The 21,484-nt window shown below is 28.3% G+C and carries 18 protein-coding genes and 1 rRNA gene; 4 read left to right on the top strand and 15 right to left on the bottom strand.

Annotation, left to right across the window (positions count from 1 at the left end; translation table 4 throughout):
* Positions 1 to 5 precede the first annotated feature (5 nt).
* Genes yihA through CG473_RS01485 form a run of 3 tightly spaced genes read left to right on the top strand, consistent with a single transcriptional unit; the run spans position 6 to position 1,833 of the window.
* Positions 6 to 560, top strand: coding sequence for a ribosome biogenesis GTP-binding protein YihA/YsxC (yihA, locus tag CG473_RS01495; RefSeq protein ID WP_094254539.1), 555 nt, complete (start codon positions 6 to 8; stop codon positions 558 to 560).
* A 24-nt stretch (positions 561 to 584) separates the two neighbouring features.
* Positions 585 to 1,040, top strand: a complete 456-nt coding sequence (locus CG473_RS01490; RefSeq protein WP_243720093.1) for a large conductance mechanosensitive channel protein MscL — start codon at positions 585 to 587, stop codon at positions 1,038 to 1,040.
* 34 nt (positions 1,041 to 1,074) lie between these two features.
* Entirely contained in the window at positions 1,075 to 1,833 is a 759-nt protein-coding gene (locus tag CG473_RS01485; protein WP_094254538.1) for a type I phosphomannose isomerase catalytic subunit, read from the top strand.
* A 102-nt stretch (positions 1,834 to 1,935) separates the two neighbouring features.
* On the opposite strand, the gene CG473_RS01480 is transcribed toward CG473_RS01485, so the two are convergent.
* The 7 genes from CG473_RS01480 to CG473_RS01450 are packed head-to-tail and all read right to left on the bottom strand — an operon-like array spanning position 1,936 to position 13,071.
* Positions 1,936 to 4,071 carry an MMOB1670 family gliding motility ATPase complex subunit gene (locus CG473_RS01480; protein WP_243720092.1) on the bottom strand — a complete coding sequence of 712 codons (2,136 nt, stop codon included), beginning with the start codon at positions 4,069 to 4,071 and terminating at the stop codon, positions 1,936 to 1,938.
* Complete coding sequence (locus CG473_RS01475; protein ID WP_094254537.1) at positions 4,058 to 5,644, bottom strand: MMOB1660 family gliding motility ATPase complex subunit; 1,587 nt, start codon at positions 5,642 to 5,644, stop codon at positions 4,058 to 4,060. Before CG473_RS01475 ends, CG473_RS01480 begins: the two co-directional genes overlap by 14 nt.
* An 18-nt stretch (positions 5,645 to 5,662) precedes the next feature.
* Entirely contained in the window at positions 5,663 to 8,929 is a 3,267-nt protein-coding gene (locus tag CG473_RS01470) for a hypothetical protein (RefSeq protein ID WP_094254536.1), read from the bottom strand.
* A 2-nt stretch (positions 8,930 to 8,931) separates the two neighbouring features.
* Positions 8,932 to 9,522 carry an MMOB1640 family gliding machinery internal complex protein gene (locus CG473_RS01465; protein ID WP_094254535.1) on the bottom strand — a complete coding sequence of 197 codons (591 nt, stop codon included), beginning with the start codon at positions 9,520 to 9,522 and terminating at the stop codon, positions 8,932 to 8,934.
* A complete protein-coding gene (locus CG473_RS01460) occupies positions 9,522 to 10,562 on the bottom strand; it encodes an MMOB1630 family gliding motility ATPase complex subunit (RefSeq protein ID WP_094254534.1) in 1,041 nt (346 codons plus the stop codon). The genes CG473_RS01465 and CG473_RS01460 overlap by 1 nt, the downstream gene beginning before the upstream one ends.
* A 21-nt stretch (positions 10,563 to 10,583) precedes the next feature.
* The gene (locus CG473_RS01455; protein WP_094254533.1) at positions 10,584 to 11,543 is read right to left on the bottom strand and encodes a hypothetical protein; all 960 of its coding nucleotides are present in this window, start codon (positions 11,541 to 11,543) and stop codon (positions 10,584 to 10,586) included.
* 13 nt (positions 11,544 to 11,556) lie between these two features.
* Positions 11,557 to 13,071 (bottom strand): hypothetical protein, encoded by a 1,515-nt coding sequence (locus CG473_RS01450; protein ID WP_094254532.1) that lies wholly within the window; start codon positions 13,069 to 13,071, stop codon positions 11,557 to 11,559.
* Between the two features lie 422 nt (positions 13,072 to 13,493).
* On the opposite strand from CG473_RS01450, the gene CG473_RS01445 reads away from it, so the two are divergent.
* Positions 13,494 to 13,721 carry a DUF2188 domain-containing protein gene (locus CG473_RS01445; protein ID WP_094254531.1) on the top strand — a complete coding sequence of 76 codons (228 nt, stop codon included), beginning with the start codon at positions 13,494 to 13,496 and terminating at the stop codon, positions 13,719 to 13,721.
* On the opposite strand, the gene CG473_RS01440 is transcribed toward CG473_RS01445, so the two are convergent.
* From CG473_RS01440 to CG473_RS01405, 8 genes are all read right to left on the bottom strand, one after another.
* Complete coding sequence (locus CG473_RS01440; protein ID WP_094254530.1) at positions 13,718 to 14,365, bottom strand: hypothetical protein; 648 nt, start codon at positions 14,363 to 14,365, stop codon at positions 13,718 to 13,720. The two genes, CG473_RS01445 and CG473_RS01440, sit on opposite strands and share 4 nt — an antisense overlap.
* A gap of 36 nt (positions 14,366 to 14,401) precedes the next feature.
* A complete protein-coding gene (locus CG473_RS01435) occupies positions 14,402 to 15,154 on the bottom strand; it encodes an MAG0110 family membrane protein (RefSeq protein ID WP_094254529.1) in 753 nt (250 codons plus the stop codon).
* A gap of 21 nt (positions 15,155 to 15,175) precedes the next feature.
* The gene (gene whiA, locus CG473_RS01430) at positions 15,176 to 16,021 is read right to left on the bottom strand and encodes a DNA-binding protein WhiA (protein ID WP_094254528.1); all 846 of its coding nucleotides are present in this window, start codon (positions 16,019 to 16,021) and stop codon (positions 15,176 to 15,178) included.
* Between the two features lie 23 nt (positions 16,022 to 16,044).
* Positions 16,045 to 16,149, bottom strand: a 5S ribosomal RNA gene (rrf, locus tag CG473_RS01425).
* A 160-nt stretch (positions 16,150 to 16,309) separates the two neighbouring features.
* On the bottom strand, positions 16,310 to 18,109 hold the full coding sequence (dnaK, locus tag CG473_RS01420; protein ID WP_094254527.1) for a molecular chaperone DnaK: 1,800 nt from the start codon (positions 18,107 to 18,109) through the stop codon (positions 16,310 to 16,312).
* A gap of 121 nt (positions 18,110 to 18,230) precedes the next feature.
* Positions 18,231 to 19,121 carry a nucleotide exchange factor GrpE gene (gene grpE, locus CG473_RS01415; RefSeq protein WP_094254526.1) on the bottom strand — a complete coding sequence of 297 codons (891 nt, stop codon included), beginning with the start codon at positions 19,119 to 19,121 and terminating at the stop codon, positions 18,231 to 18,233.
* A gap of 11 nt (positions 19,122 to 19,132) precedes the next feature.
* Entirely contained in the window at positions 19,133 to 20,155 is a 1,023-nt protein-coding gene (locus tag CG473_RS01410; protein WP_094254525.1) for a hypothetical protein, read from the bottom strand.
* A 6-nt stretch (positions 20,156 to 20,161) separates the two neighbouring features.
* Positions 20,162 to 21,424, bottom strand: coding sequence for a hypothetical protein (locus tag CG473_RS01405; RefSeq protein WP_094254524.1), 1,263 nt, complete (start codon positions 21,422 to 21,424; stop codon positions 20,162 to 20,164).
* Between the last annotated feature and the right edge of the window lie 60 nt (positions 21,425 to 21,484).

Below are 21,484 nucleotides of genomic sequence, written 5' to 3'. Positions count from 1 at the left end.
ACATAGTGTGAAAATTTATTAAAAGTTCAAGCAGTAAGGACAATTGATTTAAACATAATGGTTCTGAAGCTTGTTTTTTAGGTAGGTCAAATGTTGGTAAATCATCGCTTTTAAATGCCTTAGCAAACCAGAAAATTGCTCGAACTAGTAATACACCCGGAAGAACAAGATTAGTAAATTTTTTTGAATCTGATTCTAAAAAAATAATTGTTGATTTACCTGGCTATGGATATGCAAAAATGTCAAAAGTTAATCAAATTAAATTGTGAAAAATGATTAATGAATATATTTCTGAAAGAGAACAATTGAATATGATTTTTCTTTTAATAGATTCTCGAAGAGGAATCCAAGAAGAAGAAATTGAAATTATGAAAACTTTTAATGATTTAAAAAAGGCATTTACATTAGTTTTTACAAAAGTAGATAAAATCAATCAAAGTCAGCTACATAAAATTAAGCAAGAAGTATCATTACTTGAATTTAATCCGGAAGTTGTTTACACATCAAGTGAAAAACGCAAAAATATCAAAAATTTATTATCAATTTTAGAGCAAATCTAAACATTTTAGTATAATATAAAACTTATGAAAAAAAATATTTTGAAAAAGTCAGCGAGTGATGCATATAAAATTGTAAAACGAGGAAATATGTTTATGCTTGCTGTTGGGTTATTACTTGGTACTGCATTCGGTACATTAGTTAACTCATTAGCAAAAGATGTTATTTTAACAGGTATTGTAACATCATTTGGAGTACCAAATCTAGATGGTGCAAAAGCATTTACAGGAATTAATGAAGGGTACATTCTATATGGAAACTTCCTATCAGCATTAGTTAGTTTCTTAATTGTTGCTTTCTTTATTTTTATTATGCTATTAGTATGATATTTAGTTGTTAACTATTTAGCAGCTAAAAAAGCACAAAATGCTCCTGCTCCTGAACCAGTTGAGGTAAAGCCTACTGTGGACGAATTAATTTTAGCAGAACTTAAAAAACTAAATGAAAGTCACTCTAGTAAACATTCAAAGGAAGGTAAATAAAAACGGGTAGCCGTTTTTATTTTTTTTATTTTTTATGAAAAAGATTAAACCGATAATTCTGAAAAAAATATGAGGTCGAGAAATCTGACTTCATTCACCGCTAGTCGAAAATCAAAGTATTGATGAAAATGGAAATAAAATTACAACAGGACCATTAATTAAAATAATTGAAGCTAATCAAGCTTTAAGCATTCAAGTACACCCTGATAATGAAAAAGCTAAGCTATTGGAAAATATGGCTAATGGTAAATCTGAAAGCTGATATATATTAAAAGCCGAAGAAGGAGCAAAAATTATCGTTGGTTTATTACCTGGAATTTCAGAAAAAGACATTGCTATTGCTAATCAAAATAATTACAAAAAATTATTTAATCTTAAGTCTATTAAAGATAACCAATTTTATGATATCCCTGCCGGATATATTCACGCAATCGGAAATGAAGAAAATAAATTTATTCAGATTCTAGAAGTGCAGCAACCAAGTGACATAACATATAGGGTCTATGACTATGAACGTAAAGATAGTAATGGTAATTACCGTGATTTACATATCGATAAAGCTATTAAGTCTGTTAAAACTAATTTGAATCCTTTAGAAATTCAAAAAGTAGCTGAATATCAAGATATCAAAAATGAGTATTTTGTTCAAAAATTAATTTCTGATAAGGATTATGTTTTTGAACAAAATGGTTATGCAATAGTTAAAGAAAATGATGAATTTATTTGTTATTTAGTAAATAAAAATGAGAAAAATTCAATTAATGCATTCTATTTTATTTATTCAAGAATATAGTATCTTGTAGCTCTATGCTTGTGTTAATTCGGATCAAGTTGAAGATGATGTTAACGTAACAAAAAAATGCTGCCGTGTGCAGCATTTCTATTTAGATAAAGATTAAGCTATAGCTGTATCGATTTCACCAGTGATATCTTCAACAGTAGTTTCTTCTTTTTTGATTGATTTTTCGTATTGTGCGTATTTTGCTTTTACTTCTTCAATTGTTCCTACATATGCAAAGTAGTTTTCAGGAATATGATTTAAAGCTCCTGATTGGATTTCTCTAATTCCTGCAATAGAATCTTTTAGTTTAACGAAAACTCCAGGTGTACCTGTGAATTTTTCTGAAACAACAAAAGGCTGAGTTAAGAATTGTTTAATTCTTCTTCCTTTTAGAACTGTTTCTTTTTGTTCTTCAGGCAGCGCATCAAATCCAAGGATGTTAATGATGTCTTCTAAACGTTTGTTTTCATCTAAAATTCTAATTGTTTCTCTAGCTACTTCAATATGTGTTTTTGTTGTAAAACGAGTTGAAAGTAAATTTGAACTACTTGCTAATGGATCAATAGCTGGGTAAAGTCCTTCTGCAGCTAATTTTCTACTCAAAATAATTGTTGAATCAAAGTGAGCAAAAGCTGAAACAGCAGCAGGATCAGTAAAGTCATCAGCTGGAATATACATAGCTTGAATAGAAGTAATTGCACCATCAGTGTTTGAATTAATTCTTTCTTGTAATCTTCCGATTTGACTAACTAGATAAGGTTGGTAACCAACAGCTGAAGGTGTTTTTTCTAATAGAGCAGATACTTCTGAACCAGCTTGTTGGTAACGGAAAATATTGTCGATAAATAGTAATACGTCTTTACCGTGGTTCGATCTAAAGTATTCAGCAACTTTAATTCCAGTAAATCCTGATTGTAATCTTAATCCAGGACTTTCGTTCATTTGTCCGAAAACAAATGTTGTTTTATCTAGAAAACCTAATTCTTTAGCTTCCATTCATAATTCGTGTCCTTCACGAATTCTTTCACCAATACCTGAAAAGACACTAACTCCGTCGTGGTGTTTAATGAATGTATTGATTAATTCTTGAATAACAACAGTTTTACCTACACCAGCACCACCAAGTAATCCAGTTTTACCTCCAGAAGGAATTGGAAGTAAAACGTCGATAACTTTAATACCAGTTTCTAAAATAGCAGTTTTAGGTAAAACTTTATATCTATCTCTAGTTTTTGTTGCTTCAGGAACAGCTGGAGCATAAAGTTCACCTTTAATACTGTGACTAGGATCATCTAAAATTCGACCAACTGGGTCAATAATTCTTCCTAATAATGATTCAGAAATTGGTAATGAATATGGTTGGTTTTTACTTTTAGCAAATGAACCAATTGTAATTCCGCTTTCTTTACCTAGAATAAATCCAGCAACTAATTTTTCATTAATAACTTCAGCAATTTCTAAAATTCTAACTTCACTACCTACTTCAATTTCAAAAACGCTTCCGATTGTAGGACTTTCTTTAGCTTTAGTTAATTCGATTTTGTAAACTTGAGATTTAACTTCAACAACATAACCTTCCATCACATAATCTTTACGTTTAAGTGGTGTAAGTTTGTTTTTAGCAATAAAACGTTTTTTAGGTTTAAGAACTTCTTGAGCTTTTTGAATGAATTCTTGACTGTATTGTTTTGCAGCAATTTCTTTAGCTAATTGTGTTCTACCTTTAATGTCAATACTTCCAACACTGTAAATTCTTGCAAGTACTTTTAATTGGTCAATTGTTAATAATGCTAATGATTCAGGAGCATAAACTTTATAAAAAGTAGCTTTTTTGTAATCTGAATCAGATAAAGGTAAGTATTCACTTTCTTCTTGTTTTGAAATAGTAGGTTTTACTTCACCAGCTGCTTCAATTTCAGCAGTTTTTTCAGCTTTTGATTTACGTCCGCGTTTTGATGTTGAAGTAGTAGCAACTTTAGCTTCAACTTTTTCTTTAACAGGAGCATTTTTTTGCGCTGCTTCAAAAGCTTCATCATCAGCTTTACGTTCTTCTTCAGTCATTTTGTCGCGATTTTCTAATCAATATTTAATTGTTCGCTTTGGATTTTCTGCATCATAAGCTAAAATGTTTTCGATTAGTTTATCTTTTTTGGTACCTTTACGTACTTTAATACCATTTCTAACAGCACCCATTTTTAGAGTATTGTAGTATAAACTTTTGTAATAATCAAGTCTCTTAGTTGTACTCATATGCAATTCCTTTCTCTAATCCACGTCTTTCGTAAGCTAGTAATACTCGTCCATCGTTTCTTACATTCTTGTATAGTTCAATGAATTTTTTGTTTTTTGATAAGTATTTTGAATCAGATAGTAAGTGGTATTTTAGTAGAGGTAAAATCATGTGGAATACATATTGACTAATAATGTCAGATTCAAGATCATTTTCACGGATTAGTTTTCTTAGTTTTGAACCTAAAATATCTTTAGCAAAAAATACTTTTAAGACATCTTTAACTAATACTAAGTTTTCAGTATTATCTTTGTAAAAACTTAAGTATCCTTTTTTAAGTAAGAAAACTAAAATAGCAGTTGTATGATAGTCAATAACTTCATATTGCCCTTGATCAGTTAACATTTCAAAAACTCTAGCAGTATCCATTAAATCAATTTGAGATTTATCTAAATTTTGTCCAAATGTAGCTAATCTTTTTTGTCTTTCAAAATCAGCAATTTGACGTTTTAGACCGCTTGATGCTTTAACCATAATTGGTTCTTGTGCTTGTGAACCAATACGTGAAACTGAAAGTCCAATGTCAATGGCTGGTCTTTTACCTGCATTAAATAAAGCAGTTGAAGTAAAAATTTGACCGTCAGTAATTGAAATTAAGTTTGTAGGAATATATCCACTAATATCACTATCTAATGTTTGAGCAATCGGAAGCATTGTAATTGAACCACCGTTAAATTGTTCACTGTAACGACCTGCTCTTTCTAAAAGTCTTGAGTGAGTATAGAAAATATCTCCAGGAAAAGCTTCACGACCAGGTGAAGAACCTGAAAGTAGTGCTAATTCACGGTAGGCATCAGCATGGTTAGTTAAATCATCAAATACAACTAAAACATCTTTACCTTGTGCTTGGAAATATTCAGCAACAGCAGCTCCTACGTAAGGAATTAAGTATTTAGCAACAGCTAAATCATCAGCAGCTGCAGTTAGAATAATTGATTGGTCAATTACTTCTCTTTGACGTAAAACTGAATAAATTTCAACAATTTCTTCACGTTTTTTACCAATACCAACAAAAATGTTGATTGTTTCTTTTCTGAACTGAGCTAAAATTGCATTTAAAGCAATCGCTGTTTTACCAGTTCCTTTATCTCCTAGAATAAGTTGTTTTTGTCCTTTACCAATTGGTAAAATCGCATCAACAACTGTAACACCAGTTTCAAGTGGTGATCTAACTGCTTCACGTGAATAAATAGGTTTAGCTTCTTCAAAAACTTCTTGTGTAGCTAAGATTTCATCAACTCTTGCTTTAGTTGAAATAAGTGGATTTAAACTTACATCTAGAATTGAACCAAGTAAATCATTGTAGATATTAACTTGAAATAATTTACCAGAAGGAATCGCAATTCCACCCACTTCTAAATCATTGTGTTGGTTTGATGATAGCAGACCAACTTCTGCTTTTTCGACGTCAGCTTTTAAGATAACACCTTCAGTTTTATTGGCAAAAGTAACAACTTCTAAAAATTGATATGGATGTTTACCAGAAACTGTAACAATGTTATCTTTAATAGCTTCTATTTTTAATTTTGTCATCTTTATATTCCTCTCTTTTTATAATAGAACTACTGTCGCAATAACGGCTGCCACTAATAATAGGCCTCCGACAACTAGTGCTCCGATTAAGGCTCTACTTAGTGATTTTGTAGCCATAGCTCTTAGTACTTTCCATCTTGCCAATAGAAATGCTGCAGCTGCAATTGTAGTAATTGCTCCTAAAGCGTATAATGTTCCAACAAAAGCACTATTTGCTTGTTGAACTGTAAGTGCAACTACTGATTGCAAGCTGCTTGTTGAGTAAGTAATTTGAGTATTTAAATCTAAATTATTAATTATTTCCTCTGCTAAAGCAACTTGATTTTGAGTGTTACTAAATTCATTTACATATGAATTAGGACTTATGTTTTTAGTAGCTAAAGCATAATTAGCTATAACTTGTAATGTATAAAGTTGTTCATTAGTTTTAGTTTGCAATAATGTTAATTCAGAATTTGTTAATGTACCTGCTTGAACTAAAACTTCTCTTCTTTTTTGTAATGATTTGTAAATATTAGCACCGGTAATTCAGTTATCTAATATTGATGTTTGAATTATTGAACCGTAAATATTTAAAGTATCTTTGGTGTTTTCTTCGTTTGAATTTGAATCTAATCTTTGATTTAGTTCATTAAATCATGATTCAAAACTTACAACATCATTTCCAATACCTGTTGCTACTAAATTAATAGTATCTCCAGAAGCTAAATATGTATCTAAAACTGAATTTCAATCTTTATTGATAATTCTAAATAGATTTGAATAAATATCTAGATATTTTAATTTAACGCTATTTGTTGAATTTTGCAATTGTTCAGCATCATATAGTATTGCACTATTAGATGCAAATTCTGAAAAAGCAGTTGCTGAACCATTTTGTGCTGAAGCATATAAAGTTGCTCCAAATTCACTTTTGTAAATTAAATCAATGTAATTTTTAGCTAAATTTCGTCCAGAAGGAGTTTCCATTGTTACTAAACTATTACCTGAATTTTTTGCAAATAATGTTAAATCAACTCGGTTGTTAGTATTATTTGAACCAAATCCATTAGCTAGAACATTTTGTTTATTTTCTACATTTACATATTCTGTATTAAATGTTTGTGTTGTGCTTAAAGCTTGCGTTGATAAAAAGTTAAATAATGCACTTGTATATAAATCATTAAATTTATTTCTAGCTGAATTTAATAGATTTGAATAAACCAGTTCGATTAATTTTCCTAATTGCAATTCTGCAACTTGATTTCTTGTAGTTTCATTTTGTGATTCATCACTTAAAGCATCAACAAGAACTTGAATTAATGGCTGACTTTGACTTGTATTTAATGAAGCTAAAATAGTGTCATTAATAATTGTTAAAGCATCAGCTTGACCTTGATTTGCATCTAAAGTATAAACAGTATCTAATTGTAAGTTTTCATTTGTAAGTTGTCTAACAATGTTATTTATCATTACATTATTACTTATTAAAGCTGAATATAAATCTGGTCCAATTCCGCTAAAGATTGTTTGATTTCCAAATAATTCAATATTGCTATATTTACTTCCAACTTGTGTAGAAGAAACTGTACTTAATCTAAGTGGATTGTCTGTAAATGTTGTTGCACTTGCATTTCTACCGTTTGCTCAATTTAAATAAGTTTGTGCTAGAAGTGAAATTGCTTCGGCATTTTTATCAATTTGTTCAATTGCATTAATAACTTTGGTTGAAAATGTTCTAGTAGAAACTGCTGTATTTGGTTTTTCAAAGAAAATTTTATTAGCATAATCTTCAGCTGATAAAGTAATTTGCGGATCAAAAGCATATGAACCATCTGCATTAGATTTAGCTGGATTAAAAGCAAAGGTATCACTAGAAAATTCGATTTTATAACCTACATATGAATTATATAAACTTGAATCAACTTTGATAGCTCCTTCAGATAATTCATTACCACCTGAAGCAATAACATTTATAGAATCAGGTTGAATATTTAAGGCTCCACCACCAACATTACCTGTAGTTAAATCAGAATCATATGTAAGTTGAAACTTAGTTGCTTGTCCTGCTGCATTTGTACCAATTGAATATGAATTTTGCACAATTGCACTATTAGGTGTTTTAGTGTAATAATCATGTTCAAAACTTGATTTATCACCAATATAAATATTTAATTCATTTAACGAAGTATCTGTTGTACTTGGTTGTTGAGAATTTACAAATGTTGAGAAAAAGCTAATACTTGAAATTTGATTATTTTCAGCAATAGCTTCAGGACTTAATTGTGATTGCAACACTCCAAAAGCTTTTATATTAGTAGAATCATTTCCTGAAATAATTCTTAAGTTAGAAATTTCTTCATCATTTCTTGTTCTAACATAAAGATTTCATGTACTTCCTGTGTTAGTTAAAATGAAATTATTAATTGTTGCTAAGTTAGGGTCTTTTTCTAAATCTTCTTTTGATTTACCAATTCAACGTCCAAAAACATTTAAACCATTTTGAAATTGTGCAGCAGTTCCTGTTGAAGCATCTAAAAGTGCATTGTTTGCAGCTTTAATTACTAAACGTCCACTGTTATTTCCGGTAATTTGAGGTCCTGAATGAGTAAAACTAAATACGATATCAGAAGCAGCATTTGAATTAATTTCAGCAACTTTAACTAAAGTGTTATATTGACTATTTAAATTCAGTGTTACACCATTATTTGCATCAACTGATTTACTTAAATCAACTAAAGCAGCACCAGCAATAGGTTCATCTGCTACTGGATTACCAATACCAGTTATATTAACACTAGCACTTTCAGTATAACCATTTAAATTTGCAACAAGTTGTTGAATATGTTCTTGAGAAGTTATAACATCATTTAGTGAATCTAAATTAATATCTGGAAATTTAGAAGCTTTCAATTCATTTAAAAGTGTTTGGTCACTAACAGTTGATTCAATTTCTTTTCACAATCTGTAGTATCTTAAATTCTGACTAATTTTAATTAATTCAACTAAAGCAGGAGAATTTTGAGTACTGTATTGTTGTAAATTATTGTAAATGTTGTCATATTGACCATTTTCAACAGCAAAATCAAGAACTTCACCAATCGTAAAATATATTTCACTATTTGAAGCACTAGCTGCATCATTTGTAGAAATTGTTTCAACAGCAAATTGAGAATTAATTCTATTATTTACTTGAGAATTTGAATTATTTGCGTTAATTAAACCGTAAGTTCCTAAACTAATTGCAACTGCAGAAGTAGTTAATGCTGCTGAAATTAAAAGTTTATTTTTTTGTTTCTTAGTCACTTTTACTCCTGTCCTTTTTCTAATTGATAAGCCATAATTGATTTAAGTAAAACTTTTTTAGCTAATTCTAAAGATTTATCTTTATGTCTAATTAAGCGGAAAATGTTGTTATTAACTTGGTAGTTTTCGGCTGTAAAGTATTCTGAAATTTCTGAGAAAATTTTTGCAACAGATTGACTTTTATTAATTTCAAGGAAGTCTTCAATTTTTTCAGTTGTCATTGTTCGTAATTCTTTATCTTCACTATAAAAGCCTTTGACATCATCATCTGAAATTACCTTGAATAATCCATTTATTGCAACTAAGTTTCCTGCATGATTTTTAACAATCATGACATTTTCAGCTATTACTAATCTATCTTCTACTACATCTTCGATATCACCAGGATTAACAATTTTAACAATTAAGGCAACTGCATCATAAATAGAAACTGATTGCTTTACATCTTGTTTAGATCGAACCCCTTTATCTTCAGTGATTTTTTCAGGTGCTCCGCCTACTGTAAAAAGAATTATTGAGTCAATTTGATGAGTTCTTGGATTATAAATTTGTCTTAATTTATCGGTAACTATTGTTTTAATTACTAAAGCCATTAGTTACCCCCTTTAGCTAAATCTCGAGCAAAACTTCGATATTTATTGTAAATTGACTCATCATCAGCTTTTTTCTTTTTACGATTTTCGAAAGCAGCATGAAGAATTAAACCTTGAAGTGTTGTTTCTTCTTTTCTGATTCTATTAAATGCTTTTGTAACATCTGAAAGTTGTTCTTCAATTTTATTTTGCTTATCATTTAGTAAAGCTAATTCTAAAGTTAATGATTCGATTCTTCTTATGATTTGTAACTCATAAATTGAACTTTTCATCATTGATTTAGCAAATAGAGCATAAAAGTTAGCAATATCTGGAGATCATTTATTTTTAGTTAGATCAATTGCTTCCATAATTTCAATGTATTCTCTAGCTTTTTTAATTTCTAGGGATTCATTTTCAATTTCTGGTTCAACGTTTATCCCGTCTTGATCAACTTTTTGATTTAGATCTTTAGTTGCTTTATCTAAATCTCCGGCTTCACCAAATGGGAATAATTTTTGTCTAACCAATTCTTTAGTACGACTGTTAATTTCAGCAACAATGATTTCTACATAACCAAAAACATTATTGTTAATTCCTACTTCGATTAAAGAACTAATTTTTTCTGAAAATTTAGAAGTATCTTTATCTAGATCATTTGTTTCAAAGTTTTCAACAACTCTTAAATTGTATTTAGAAACCATTTCTGATGTTCTTTGACCTACTGTTACAACAAATGAGTCTGAAACAATTTCATTTTTAACAAATTCTTCTAATCTTTTCATTCCAATTTCTGCAATTTTGTCACCTGAAGAAGGTTCGACAAGAATGTAGAATTTAGGTAATTTTTTATCAGCAACATAATAATCTATGTAGCGATTTAATCATTTTTTACCTACTGTTTTAATTAGTTTTTCATTAGTGCTTTTAATTTTCATTAAAGCTCTTTTGTTGGAATTTTCTTGATTAAGTTTTTGTAGAAGTGAAAGTTTGGAAATTTCGATGTGTCCGTAGAAGAATTCAAGCGAGTGTTTTCGTTCTTTTAATTCACTTTTCTTCATTTAAATTCCTTTCTTGTGATTTTATTGTTCAATTTTGTCTTTTGAAATATTATTTATATAATCACGAGAAATTAATCCTCTGAATCATTGTGCTGCACTTGTGTGCATAAATAATGAGTGAATTCCTTCAATATTTCTTACAATTAATGAGTTTTCGAAAAATTCTACTTCATGACCATTTGATAGGGCATTTTCTAACATTTTTAGATATACATCAATAATTTTCATTTTGTCTTTTGAACTATCTTTAACAACTGATGTTCATTCAATTATGTTCATTGGACTCATTAATTTTGGGTTAGCTACAATAATTGGTAAAACACTTGTATTATCAAATCTAACTGTATCCATAATTAAAATAGGATTTAATAGAACTGCATTTCCTGAAGCCATTCTTAAAGCTACTGATTGAATAAATTCTCTAATTACAGACTCTATTTTTTCAATAGAAATTATTTCACCATCATATAGATATAGGTGTGTCTGTAATGCCATATCAACTACAGAAAATGCTGTATTTCTTTCTTTTAATTCATTAAAGTTTCATTCTGCTTTATTTAAAACTAGTGCATAACTATCATATGAATCTAATCCTGAAAGAGGTTTTCTGTTATAGTCAATTAATTTTTCTTCTAAGTCTTTTAATTTTTCTTGACGAGCCATTGAATCAGTTGCGATTCTTTCCATTTCGGCTTCTGCATATTTTTGACTAGCGTGAATTTCAGTAGTTTGATTAATTATTTCTTCATAACTTTTTCTGTCTTCAACACTTTTGTATGATGAATTTGACTTTGTTTTAATTACGACTGACTCTTTTTCTAATTGAGCTAACTCGTCATCTCCTTCAAGTTTTGGTTCATCTTTAAAAACTTGTTCAGCTGTTCTGTCAAATCTAGCAAATTCATCAGTTGAACTAATATTGTTAATTTCAAATGTATTTGTTTCTTGAATAGCTTCACTTTTTTGTGATTTTTTACTCATAAATTTTCCTTTCTTATAACTCTTGAGTTACTGTGTTATTTAATGACTCATTTGTTTCAGTAATATTTCCCTTTTTAAAATCTTTACTATTTTTTTGAGACTTTTTCATAAATTTAGGTGTTTTACCTGTTATTGCAATTCAAGCAATAAACATATTGACAATTAATAAAATAAAGAATCCTATTAATATAATCACTGACAAGAACAATACAAGGTAGTTGGTTAAAAATGTTTTAATAATTGTTGCATCTGAAACTGTAGAGTACAGAATTGCAATAACTATTCCTAAGAAAAACATAAATGAAACAATAACTGAACTAGTATAGTTTTTAATATTTGGGAACTTAACTTGTGAAATAGTATTGTAGAAGGTTATCACTATTAACGATATTCCTGTTATTGTCAATAATAAAATTGAAGTTACCTGTCTTTGTCCTGAAAAACTTGAAAACCCGATTAATAGGGTGTTTATTAAAACAATTACGAACATAAAAAATACATATAGAACTAAATTTTCTAATGCAGTTGTTGAATCACTACTTTTTCCTAAGAATGATTTTTTATGTTTTTTAGTTTTTCTATCGTATTTTCATCAAATGTATAAACCAGTTAATAATAGGGTAATTAAACCACCTACTATTACGAAGGCAATATTGTCATTAGATGTAATTTGGTTAGTTGTTTGAATTAACATTATTGGAACAACAATCATTAATGCAAAAATATTTGTTAAAGCAAAAACAAAGATTTCTCTATTTCTATCTATAACTTCAAGCTCTTTATTTGTTAAATTACTGATGATGTTACTTCTAAATAAATTAGAATAAATAACAACAAATGCAAAATATAGAGCTACAACAACAGCTAAAACAATTACTACTATTGAATACATAATTGTTTGTGTTGAATTGATTATTTGTGCAGAAATTGCGTATTCTCTTAAAATAATACCAAACACTGGAAACATTAGCATTCATGGTATTGAAAGTAATGCTCTATTGTAAGTTGTAGGAAATACACTTTTTGAAATAATACTGAAATATGTTAATACTCCTAATTGAATTACTGAGTTAACAATCCCAATAATCATTCAAGTTGTTGCTCTGTCTATTACAGTTTGTTGTGATGAAAGTTTGTTAGTTAATGTTGCAACTACAATTGAAATAAATAACGAGGTTACAATAATAATTACACTCAAATGGTACTTTTGCGGTCAAATATTTCTAAATGATCTACCAATGAATACAAATATTGACATAGAACCTGCACCTATTGCGGCTAATCAAACGATTCAATAAATTTCCATATTATTTAACTCAACAGTTGTAAAGATAACACTATTTGAGTTAACAACGTAATGTGAGGTTGCTAATAATGCTGAAAAAACAGCAAAAATTGAATAAATTATAATTTTGTAAAGACCGATTTTAAAATCTTTACGACCTATAATTTCTATTTGAGCATTAACACTAATTTTACTTTGGTCATCTGCAATCACATTGGAATTATTGATTTGTGTTTTTTTCATATTTTTCCTTTCTTTTTGTCATATCGTCAATAGTAAAGAGATTAAAAAATTGTTCTATCAAAGATATGGATTAATTTTACCAAAAATGAATGCTTATTTAAAAAAGATGAAGTCCTCTTTTAAAAAAAGATGCATAAATTACATTATAATTTTTTATGCAAAAAAACGGTATTTTAAACAAAATAACACAGAAAAAATAGTTTTTTGTAAAATTTCAATTTTCACGTTTTTGAAAATTATGAATAAAAGTTTTTTTTCTTAAAATTGTATACGTGTTACTATGAAAAAGATATTTTAAAGCAAATTTTTAGCTAATTATAATCAGCTTACTAATTCTTTAGCAAATTCAATGAAAATCTAAATATTTAAAATTATAAAATTATTATATAATAATAAATATATTAAATAAATAAAGGACTGATATGAATAACACTAGAGAATTGTCAACTACATATTATGTTGTAGCCGGTAAAGATGAAAAAGGTAATCACACAAATACATGAGTTATTAAAAGAGGTAATTCTGTAAGAAAATCTGATGAAGTAGAAAATAAACCAGAAGCAGTTAAAAGAGCAAAAGAATTAGCTGATAAAATTGGTGGTAAAGTTATTGTCTATCTTAAAAACGGTTCAATTGACAAAAATTATTAATTATTTCTTTCTATCAATTTAGTTATAAATTTTTTATTTAAATCTAAGCTTTCAGAGAATTGAAAGCTTTTTTCAATATTTGAATAATCAAAGTAATCAAACATTATTTTACGTGTACTGATTTGTGAAAAAATTTTAAAAACATAATCTAGGGATTTTTTAACAATTCACTTATTTGTATAAAAAAAATTACCAGAAAAATGCAATATGGCTGGCTTAAAAAATATGGCAATATGTTGTATTAAAATTGCAGCATCCGTAATTAATTCAGAATAATCATTATAGTTAATTTCATTTGATAGAAATTGGTTCCATAGTGATCGATATTTATATTTCAATTGATTTAAATGTGGGTGTTTAATTGGTTTTATTGTTGGATTAAAATCTGATAAATCAATGATGGTATCAGACTCATTAACATATAATCAAAATCCTTTATCAAACGATAAAGATATAGAATTTGTGTCATGTAATTGATTGGCTTTACTAAGTGTAATAAAGTGATTTAATTTTGTAAGTTTACGATCATCAAAAATAATTTCATTTAAATTATCAGAATTATGTTTACTAAAAAAAGCTAAACATTCACTTTCGGCAAACCATAAAAGTGAATTACCATTTATAATTATTTTTAAATCATTCATAAAAAAATTATATAAAAAATGTCTCAATATGAGACACTATCTTTTACCGAATAATAAAGCAGCATAATAAACTAACATTGCATATATATAGAACAAATTGAAAGCACTATCAAAACTTATTAGTAATAATTCACCCAATGGCATTCTTCCACCAATTTGTGAAACATATTTAGCACGCTTTTTAAGTACATACATTTCAATAACACTCATTAAAAAGTAAACAATTGTCATCAAAGTAAGTATTGCGGTATTGACTCAGTTTGAAGTAACAAAATAACCAACAATTAAAGTTACAAAAACAGCTATGGTTCCGATTAATAGCAAATTGTATGCTTTAGAAATCTTTAAACCTGGAATTCAAGCAGTTACACCAGCAAGTAGCATAAAAGCAACTGGAATAAAGAATATTAATATAATGTTGTTTAAATCAATTGAAGTGTAAATGATTAATAAAGAAACTATTGTAGAAATTCAAAAGGAAATAACCAACATCAAAAATATTGATATAGGTATAAATACTTTTGGGGGCATTTTATGTCTAAAAAAACTAAAAATGAATAAAAGTATAAGTGGCACAAAGAATATAATACTTAACACCGATATATCTGATGCCATCACAATTCTATTAGCTACATTAAAATATGTAAATAAATAGACTCCTAATACCAAAATAGCTGAAGCAATTGCAAATATTAAAAATGTAAATCCATAATATTTTGATGCAGTATATGAATAAGTTTTTTTAATTCTTAAATTCGAATAATTATTTTCTAAATTTTGTTCACTCATTTTTTCTCCTTCATTGCCTAATTATAGCACTCCACCTTTATCTAGAAAAACTTTTTTAAGCTTTCTAAGTCAATGGTTAATCCCACTACGACTGATTTCAATATCTTCTTCTTCTAAACCGTCTCTTAATCCTTCCAAACTCAAATAAGGTTGGTTCTTTTTTATTTCAAATAATTTCATTTGTTCTGGGCTAAATTCATTAATGTAATTATTAGCTAATATGAAATCAATCATTTTTATGTGTTTTAAGCTAGCCTTTACGATTTTATCTGTATTAATTTCATCTAAATGAGCTAATTTTGAAACATAGCCTTCCATTTTGTGCTGGTTTAATTGATTATTAAATTCTAAATGAATTTGTACCAATCCTAGTGCTAAAAGGAAATCACTAATTGATTCTTGTTTTTTAATATATGCCACATGCTTATTTTTGCGGCTAATGGTTTTGAGATTAAAATTGTATTGAGGCTGGAGTAAAAAGTTTGTTATAAAATCAAAATTTTCCTTATTATTCACGCTGAACTCAAGATGAAAAATTTTACTATCAATTGAACTTACACTTCCTCTAGCTATGAAAACTCCGCCATAAAATAATTTTGGATTTTTTATTTCTTTTAAATTGTAATACTTTTTGTCAAACATCAAATCATTATTGTGTTCGGTGCTAAAACCATGTCGGATGTCAAATTTTGCACATAGATAAATAAGTTGCAATTTAATATTTTGATTTGTTATTTTACAAATAACGCTGTTGTCAGTTATAGTGTGTGCCGATGTAATTATGAAACCACGAAGCAATTCTTCAAATCCTTTTAATTCGAAACTTTGTTCTAAAATCTCGTTTTTTATTTTTTTGCTAAAACTCATTGTTACTCCAAAAAAAGAAATAAAAAAAGCGGCGACCTATTTTCCCTTTTCAGGTATCTTCGGCGCAACAATGCTTGACTACTGAGTTCGGAATGGTATCAGGTATACATTGTGCTATGACCACTTGATATATATATTACACTAAAATCAACATACGTGTAAAAAAAGATTAAATTTTTTTTAAATTTTTTTATGTGCATGTTTTGATCTTTTAAACCTTAATTTAATTAATAAACTAATGTAAAATGAAAAAAACGCGCTGGGCGTTTTTTGAATAATTCTATTGATTTATTTGATTTCTTCTGCTTCTTCAGCTTCTACAGAATCAATATTATCAGAATCAGAACTGTTTGCTTTAGCTTGAGCAGCTTGTTGAGCAAATGCATTGATTGCACTTTCAATTTGATCTAGTTTTGTTTTAAGTTCATCAAATTTTTCGTCTTTTAACAAGTCTTCTAATTCCTTAATTTGTTTTTCAGATTCTTCTACTACTTTAGGGTCTGCTTTATCGCCTTGATCTGAAATTGACTTTTTAAGTTGTGAAATTAAAGATTCAGTTCTAACTGTAATTTCAACTTTTTCTTTTTTAACTTTATCAGCTTCTCTATTTTCTTCAGCATCTTTAACCATTTGATTGATTTCATCTTCTGTTAGTGAAGTTGAATTTTTAATAACGATTTCTGTTTCTTTATTTGTTTTTTTGTCTTTTGCTTTTACTGTTGTAATACCATTAACATCAATTGAGAAAGAAACTTCAATTTGCGGAATACCTCTAGGAGCTGGTTCAATACCTGAAAGGTTAAACTGTCCTAATGTTTTGTTGTCTGCAGCCATAGATCTTTCACCTTGAACAACATTAATTGTTACTTCAGTTTGATTATCTTGTGCTGTAGAGAAAATTTGACTTTTTGTTACTGGAATGGTTGTGTTTCTTGGAATTAATGGTGTTGCTACTCCACCCATTGTTTCTATTCCTAAAGTTAAAGGTGTTACGTCTAATAGTAAAACATCGTCAATATCTCCAGCTAAAACACCACCTTGAATTGCAGCACCCATTGCAACAACTTCATCTGGGTTAATTGAACGGTTAGGTTGTTTTCCTAATATTGTTTGAACCATTTGTTGAATTGCAGGAATTCTAGTTGAACCACCAACTAAAAGAACTTCGTCTAAATCACTTGCTTTTAAGTTAGCTTCTTTTAATGCATCTTCAATAGGTTTTCTTGTTCTATCAACAAGATGTGCTGTTTTTTCTTCAAATAAAGATCGTTTAAGTTCTAAATCAACGTTTACCGGACCTGTTTCTTTCATTGTTAAGAATGGTAATGTAATTTGTGCTACGTTTTGGCTTGATAAATCAATTTTTGCTTTTTCAGCTGCTTCTTTTAGTCTTGCTAAAACCATTTTGTCGCTTTTTGCGTCAAAATCATGTTCTTCTTTAATTTTTTCAATTAATCAATCAACAATAACGTGATCTCAGTCATCTCCACCTAAATGATTATCTCCAGATGTTGCTAAAACTTCAAAAGTTCAATTTTCTAAATCTAATATAGAAACGTCAAATGTTCCTCCACCTAAGTCATAAACCAATACTTTTTGTTCTTTATCTTTTTTATCAATACCAAATGCAAGTGCCGCAGCAGTTGGTTCGTTAATAATTCTTGCTACTTCTAAACCAGCGATTTTACCAGCAATTTTTGTAGCTTCTCTTTGTGCATTATTAAAATAAGCAGGAACTGTAATAACAGCTTTAGAAACTTTGTGTCCAATTTTCTTTTCAGCATATGTTTTTAAATTTTCAAGAATTAAAGCTGAAACTTCTTCTGGTTTCATATCTTTACCATTTAATTTAACTGTTTGTGTTGTTCCCATTAATCTTTTTATTGAAGCAACTGAATCTGGGTTAGTTTCTAACTGACGTTTAGCAACTTCTCCAACGATTACATCTCCATTTTTAAAAGCAACAACTGAAGGTGTTGTTCTTTTACCGTTTAGGTTTTCTAAAACCTTTGGCTCTTTATTTTCGATTATACTTACAACAGAATTAGTTGTACCTAAATCGATTCCTAATATTATTTCTTTTGCCATAATAACTCCTTTTCTAAAATTAATTTAAAGATTTGTATTAATAGTATTTTAGCACTCATTTAGTTCAAGTGCTAAAAAAAATAAAAAAAATGGCTTAACCATTTAATTAGAAATTATTCTGTTATTTCCTCAACATCTTCACTTTCAGTTTTTCAGGATTTTTTACTACTCTTACTTTTGAAGGAATAATAATTCTGTCATGAAGCATGAAACCTGAGCTTGTTGCTTCTTTAACTGTATCATTTTCGGATTCTAAATCAATTACTGTTTCTAAAATGTCGTGCTTTTCAGGGTCATATAAATCGCCTTCAATAGGACTAATTTTAATAATATTATGATCTTCAAAAACTCGTTCAAGTTGATTTAATAAATGTGAAAAACCAATAACATAATTCTTTACTTCTTGGTTTTCACTTTTATTTGCGTATGAAATAGCTTTTTCAATATTATGTATTATTGGTAAAGCATCTTCTAACATTTTTTGAGCTGAATATTTCTTCGCTTCAGAAATATGTTGTTCCATTATTGATTTTTCAGCACTAACTCGTTCTTCAATTACTGTTTTTGCTTTTGATTCAAAGCTTTTTAATTGAATTTCTTGTAGTTTTAAATTTAAATCTAATTTTTCTTGTAATTTGGAATTTTTTTCTTCAAGATCTTTAACCTTTTTTAGTTCATCTTTGTACTTCTGTTTTCATTTATTATCTTTTTTAGACTCTTTTTTTTCAGATTCAGATTGAACATCAATGAATTCTTCTAGTCGATCAATTTTATTATGAACTTCAAAAGTAATTTCCTGAACTTCTTCAGTTTTTTTATCTAAATAATCCATTTTAAGGGAATAATATTCCATTTTTTCTTTTCCAATTATTAAATCATCAAAACCATCAATATATTGATTTTCACCTAACTCAAGAACCATATTAGTTCTTTCTCACTTTTTAATTACATCTTCTCCATTAAATGCTGATACATCCACTAAGATTTTGTCACCTTTTGAATAAGTTTCCATAATTAACTCCTTTAGTCTGTGTTATTATTTTTGTATTTTGACATTAACTCTGATAGTAGTTCAAAAGCTCATTTAGTTTTAGCTAAATCGATCCTATTATCACCAACAACTGATATTTCTTTTTTTCCATTTTCATGTTCAATTTTAGTTGCCAAAAAACTTGTATTATTGTCTCTAATATCAATTTTTATTTTTTCATCAGGATCATCATTATCAATCATTTCTCAAATTGAACGAGTTTCTATAATTTCTAATATTTCAATTACAGTTTCTTTATCTAGTTGATCACTTTTTATCAAGTTGGCTCTACCGTAAACTTTATTTGTATATCTGTTGCTGTATTGAGTAAAAATTTTAGAAATAATTTTACGTAATATTGCTTCTTTTTGATGAATGCTCTCTTCTAAAATAGGAAGCATTGCTTCAGCATAAGAAACAATATCTTTTAATTTAACGCCTTTTAGTCTTTCATTAAAAATTCTAATTACAATACTCAAATCTTTTAAACTGATGTTTTCAATTATTTTATCTTGATCTAAATTAATAATATTACTTTGGACTTCGCCATCACTTGTTAAAATAATAACTGTAGCACTGCTAGTGCTTACTGGGATAAGTTGCAATGATACTAGTTGTAAGTCTAAATTTTTTTCAGAGGCAATTAAAGTTATCCCCATGGAATCTGAAATTGTTTTCAAAGCAATTTCTAGTGTTTGTTGATTTGATAAATCTCTTGAACTAAAAATTTGCTCCATACGACTTCGTAATTCTTTATCTTCAGAATAGTTTAAATTGTGTGTATAAAATTGCAGTCCCAATTTTGAAGGGACTCTTCCGGCCGAAATATGAGATTTTTCAATTAAATTGAATTTTTCTAATTCAACCATAATATTTCTAACTGTTGCTGGGGAAACTTTCAAATTGGAAATTTCAAGTAATCTTGATGAACCTAATGCTTCACCAGTTGACATAAAATATCTGACAATGTCCATAAAAATTGTCAACTGTCTTTCGTTTAGTTTTATGTCTTTCATATTTATTTACTTTGTCACTTTTTTGTTAAATTTGTCAAATCCAAGTTCACTTGTTTTAAATTTAGAATTGTTATCGTTTTCAATAATTTGTTTTTTTGCTTTATCAAACTGAATTTTTGATATTAAATTAGTTTGCAATAAATACTCAATATTTTTGATTCTTTCTCTACTTCTAGCACTTAAATTTGAAAGTTCCGTTTGACTTTTATTCTTTACAGCTGGTGTTTGATAATAATTTTGTCCGTATTCATTAGATCCATAAGGAGAATTAGAAAAATAAGGATTATTAGCAGGTAATAAATTAGTATTTTGATAAGAGTTGTTAAATGTGTTTGTATGATTTTTTTGATTATTGTAGTAATCAAATTGATTGTATCCACTTGAATAATTATGAAGATTTGTAATGTCAACCATTTCTGTATTATCGACATAATTTTCTACTACTGGAGTTGGTAATGTATAGCTATTTGTGTTATATGTACTAAATTGGTAAGCACTTGTATTTACTTTAGCTGGATAATAACTATTTTGACTTTGATATTGTGGTTGGTAATATGAATTATTGCCGATACTTGGTAAGTTTTGTGTGCTATTAATGTTGTTATTTAAAGGTAATAAATTACCACCAATTGGTTCTGAAAAATTATCAATTTCAGGATATTCATAATTTACATTGTCAAGTCTTTGGTTTTGATTATAGTAATTTAGATAATACTGATTGTTTGGGGTTTTTGCAGCAACAGGATATTTGTTGTAATCGAAACTGTCAGGAATTGTGTATTGTGTTGTTTCGTAAATTTGAGGTGCGTTTATATTTTGATTGTTTGAATAACCAAATTCTTGAGTAAATTGCATTGCTCTTGGAATTGGTTGTGACTGTGTTAAAAATTCTTGAGTTGAATATTTTTGTCTTAAATTCGGATCAAAAGTTTGGAATTTAAATTTTTCCTTTGGCTCAAAATTAAAGTTGCTGCTTGGCACAGTTTTTGAAACAGGCTGATGAGTTTGATGAGTTGCTGTAATATCAAAATCGTGGTCCAATAATTCTGGAGCATAATCTTCTATTGGATATTTTTCTGAGGTTTCAAAAGATGGATAATCTTCGCTAGAACTATATGTGTCGAATTCGTGACTACCATATCCTGCATCTTCATATTTTGAATCCTTGTCAAATTGACTTGTATAATCATCTAGTGACTTGAAATTTTCGATTTTATCATGTTCGATATATTTAGAATTTTTTATTATATTTTTTCCATTTTTTTTCATAATAGATACTCCTTATTGTTGAAAATACTAATATTATTATATGTTAAGTTTAGATTTAGC

This window comes from Mycoplasma testudineum (assembly GCF_002245785.1).
GTDB lineage: Bacteria > Bacillota_I > Bacilli_A > Mycoplasmatales > Metamycoplasmataceae > Mycoplasmopsis_B > Mycoplasmopsis_B testudinea.
The sequence above is the reverse complement of the archived record's forward strand: the minus strand, read 5'-3'. Positions and strand labels throughout refer to the sequence as shown.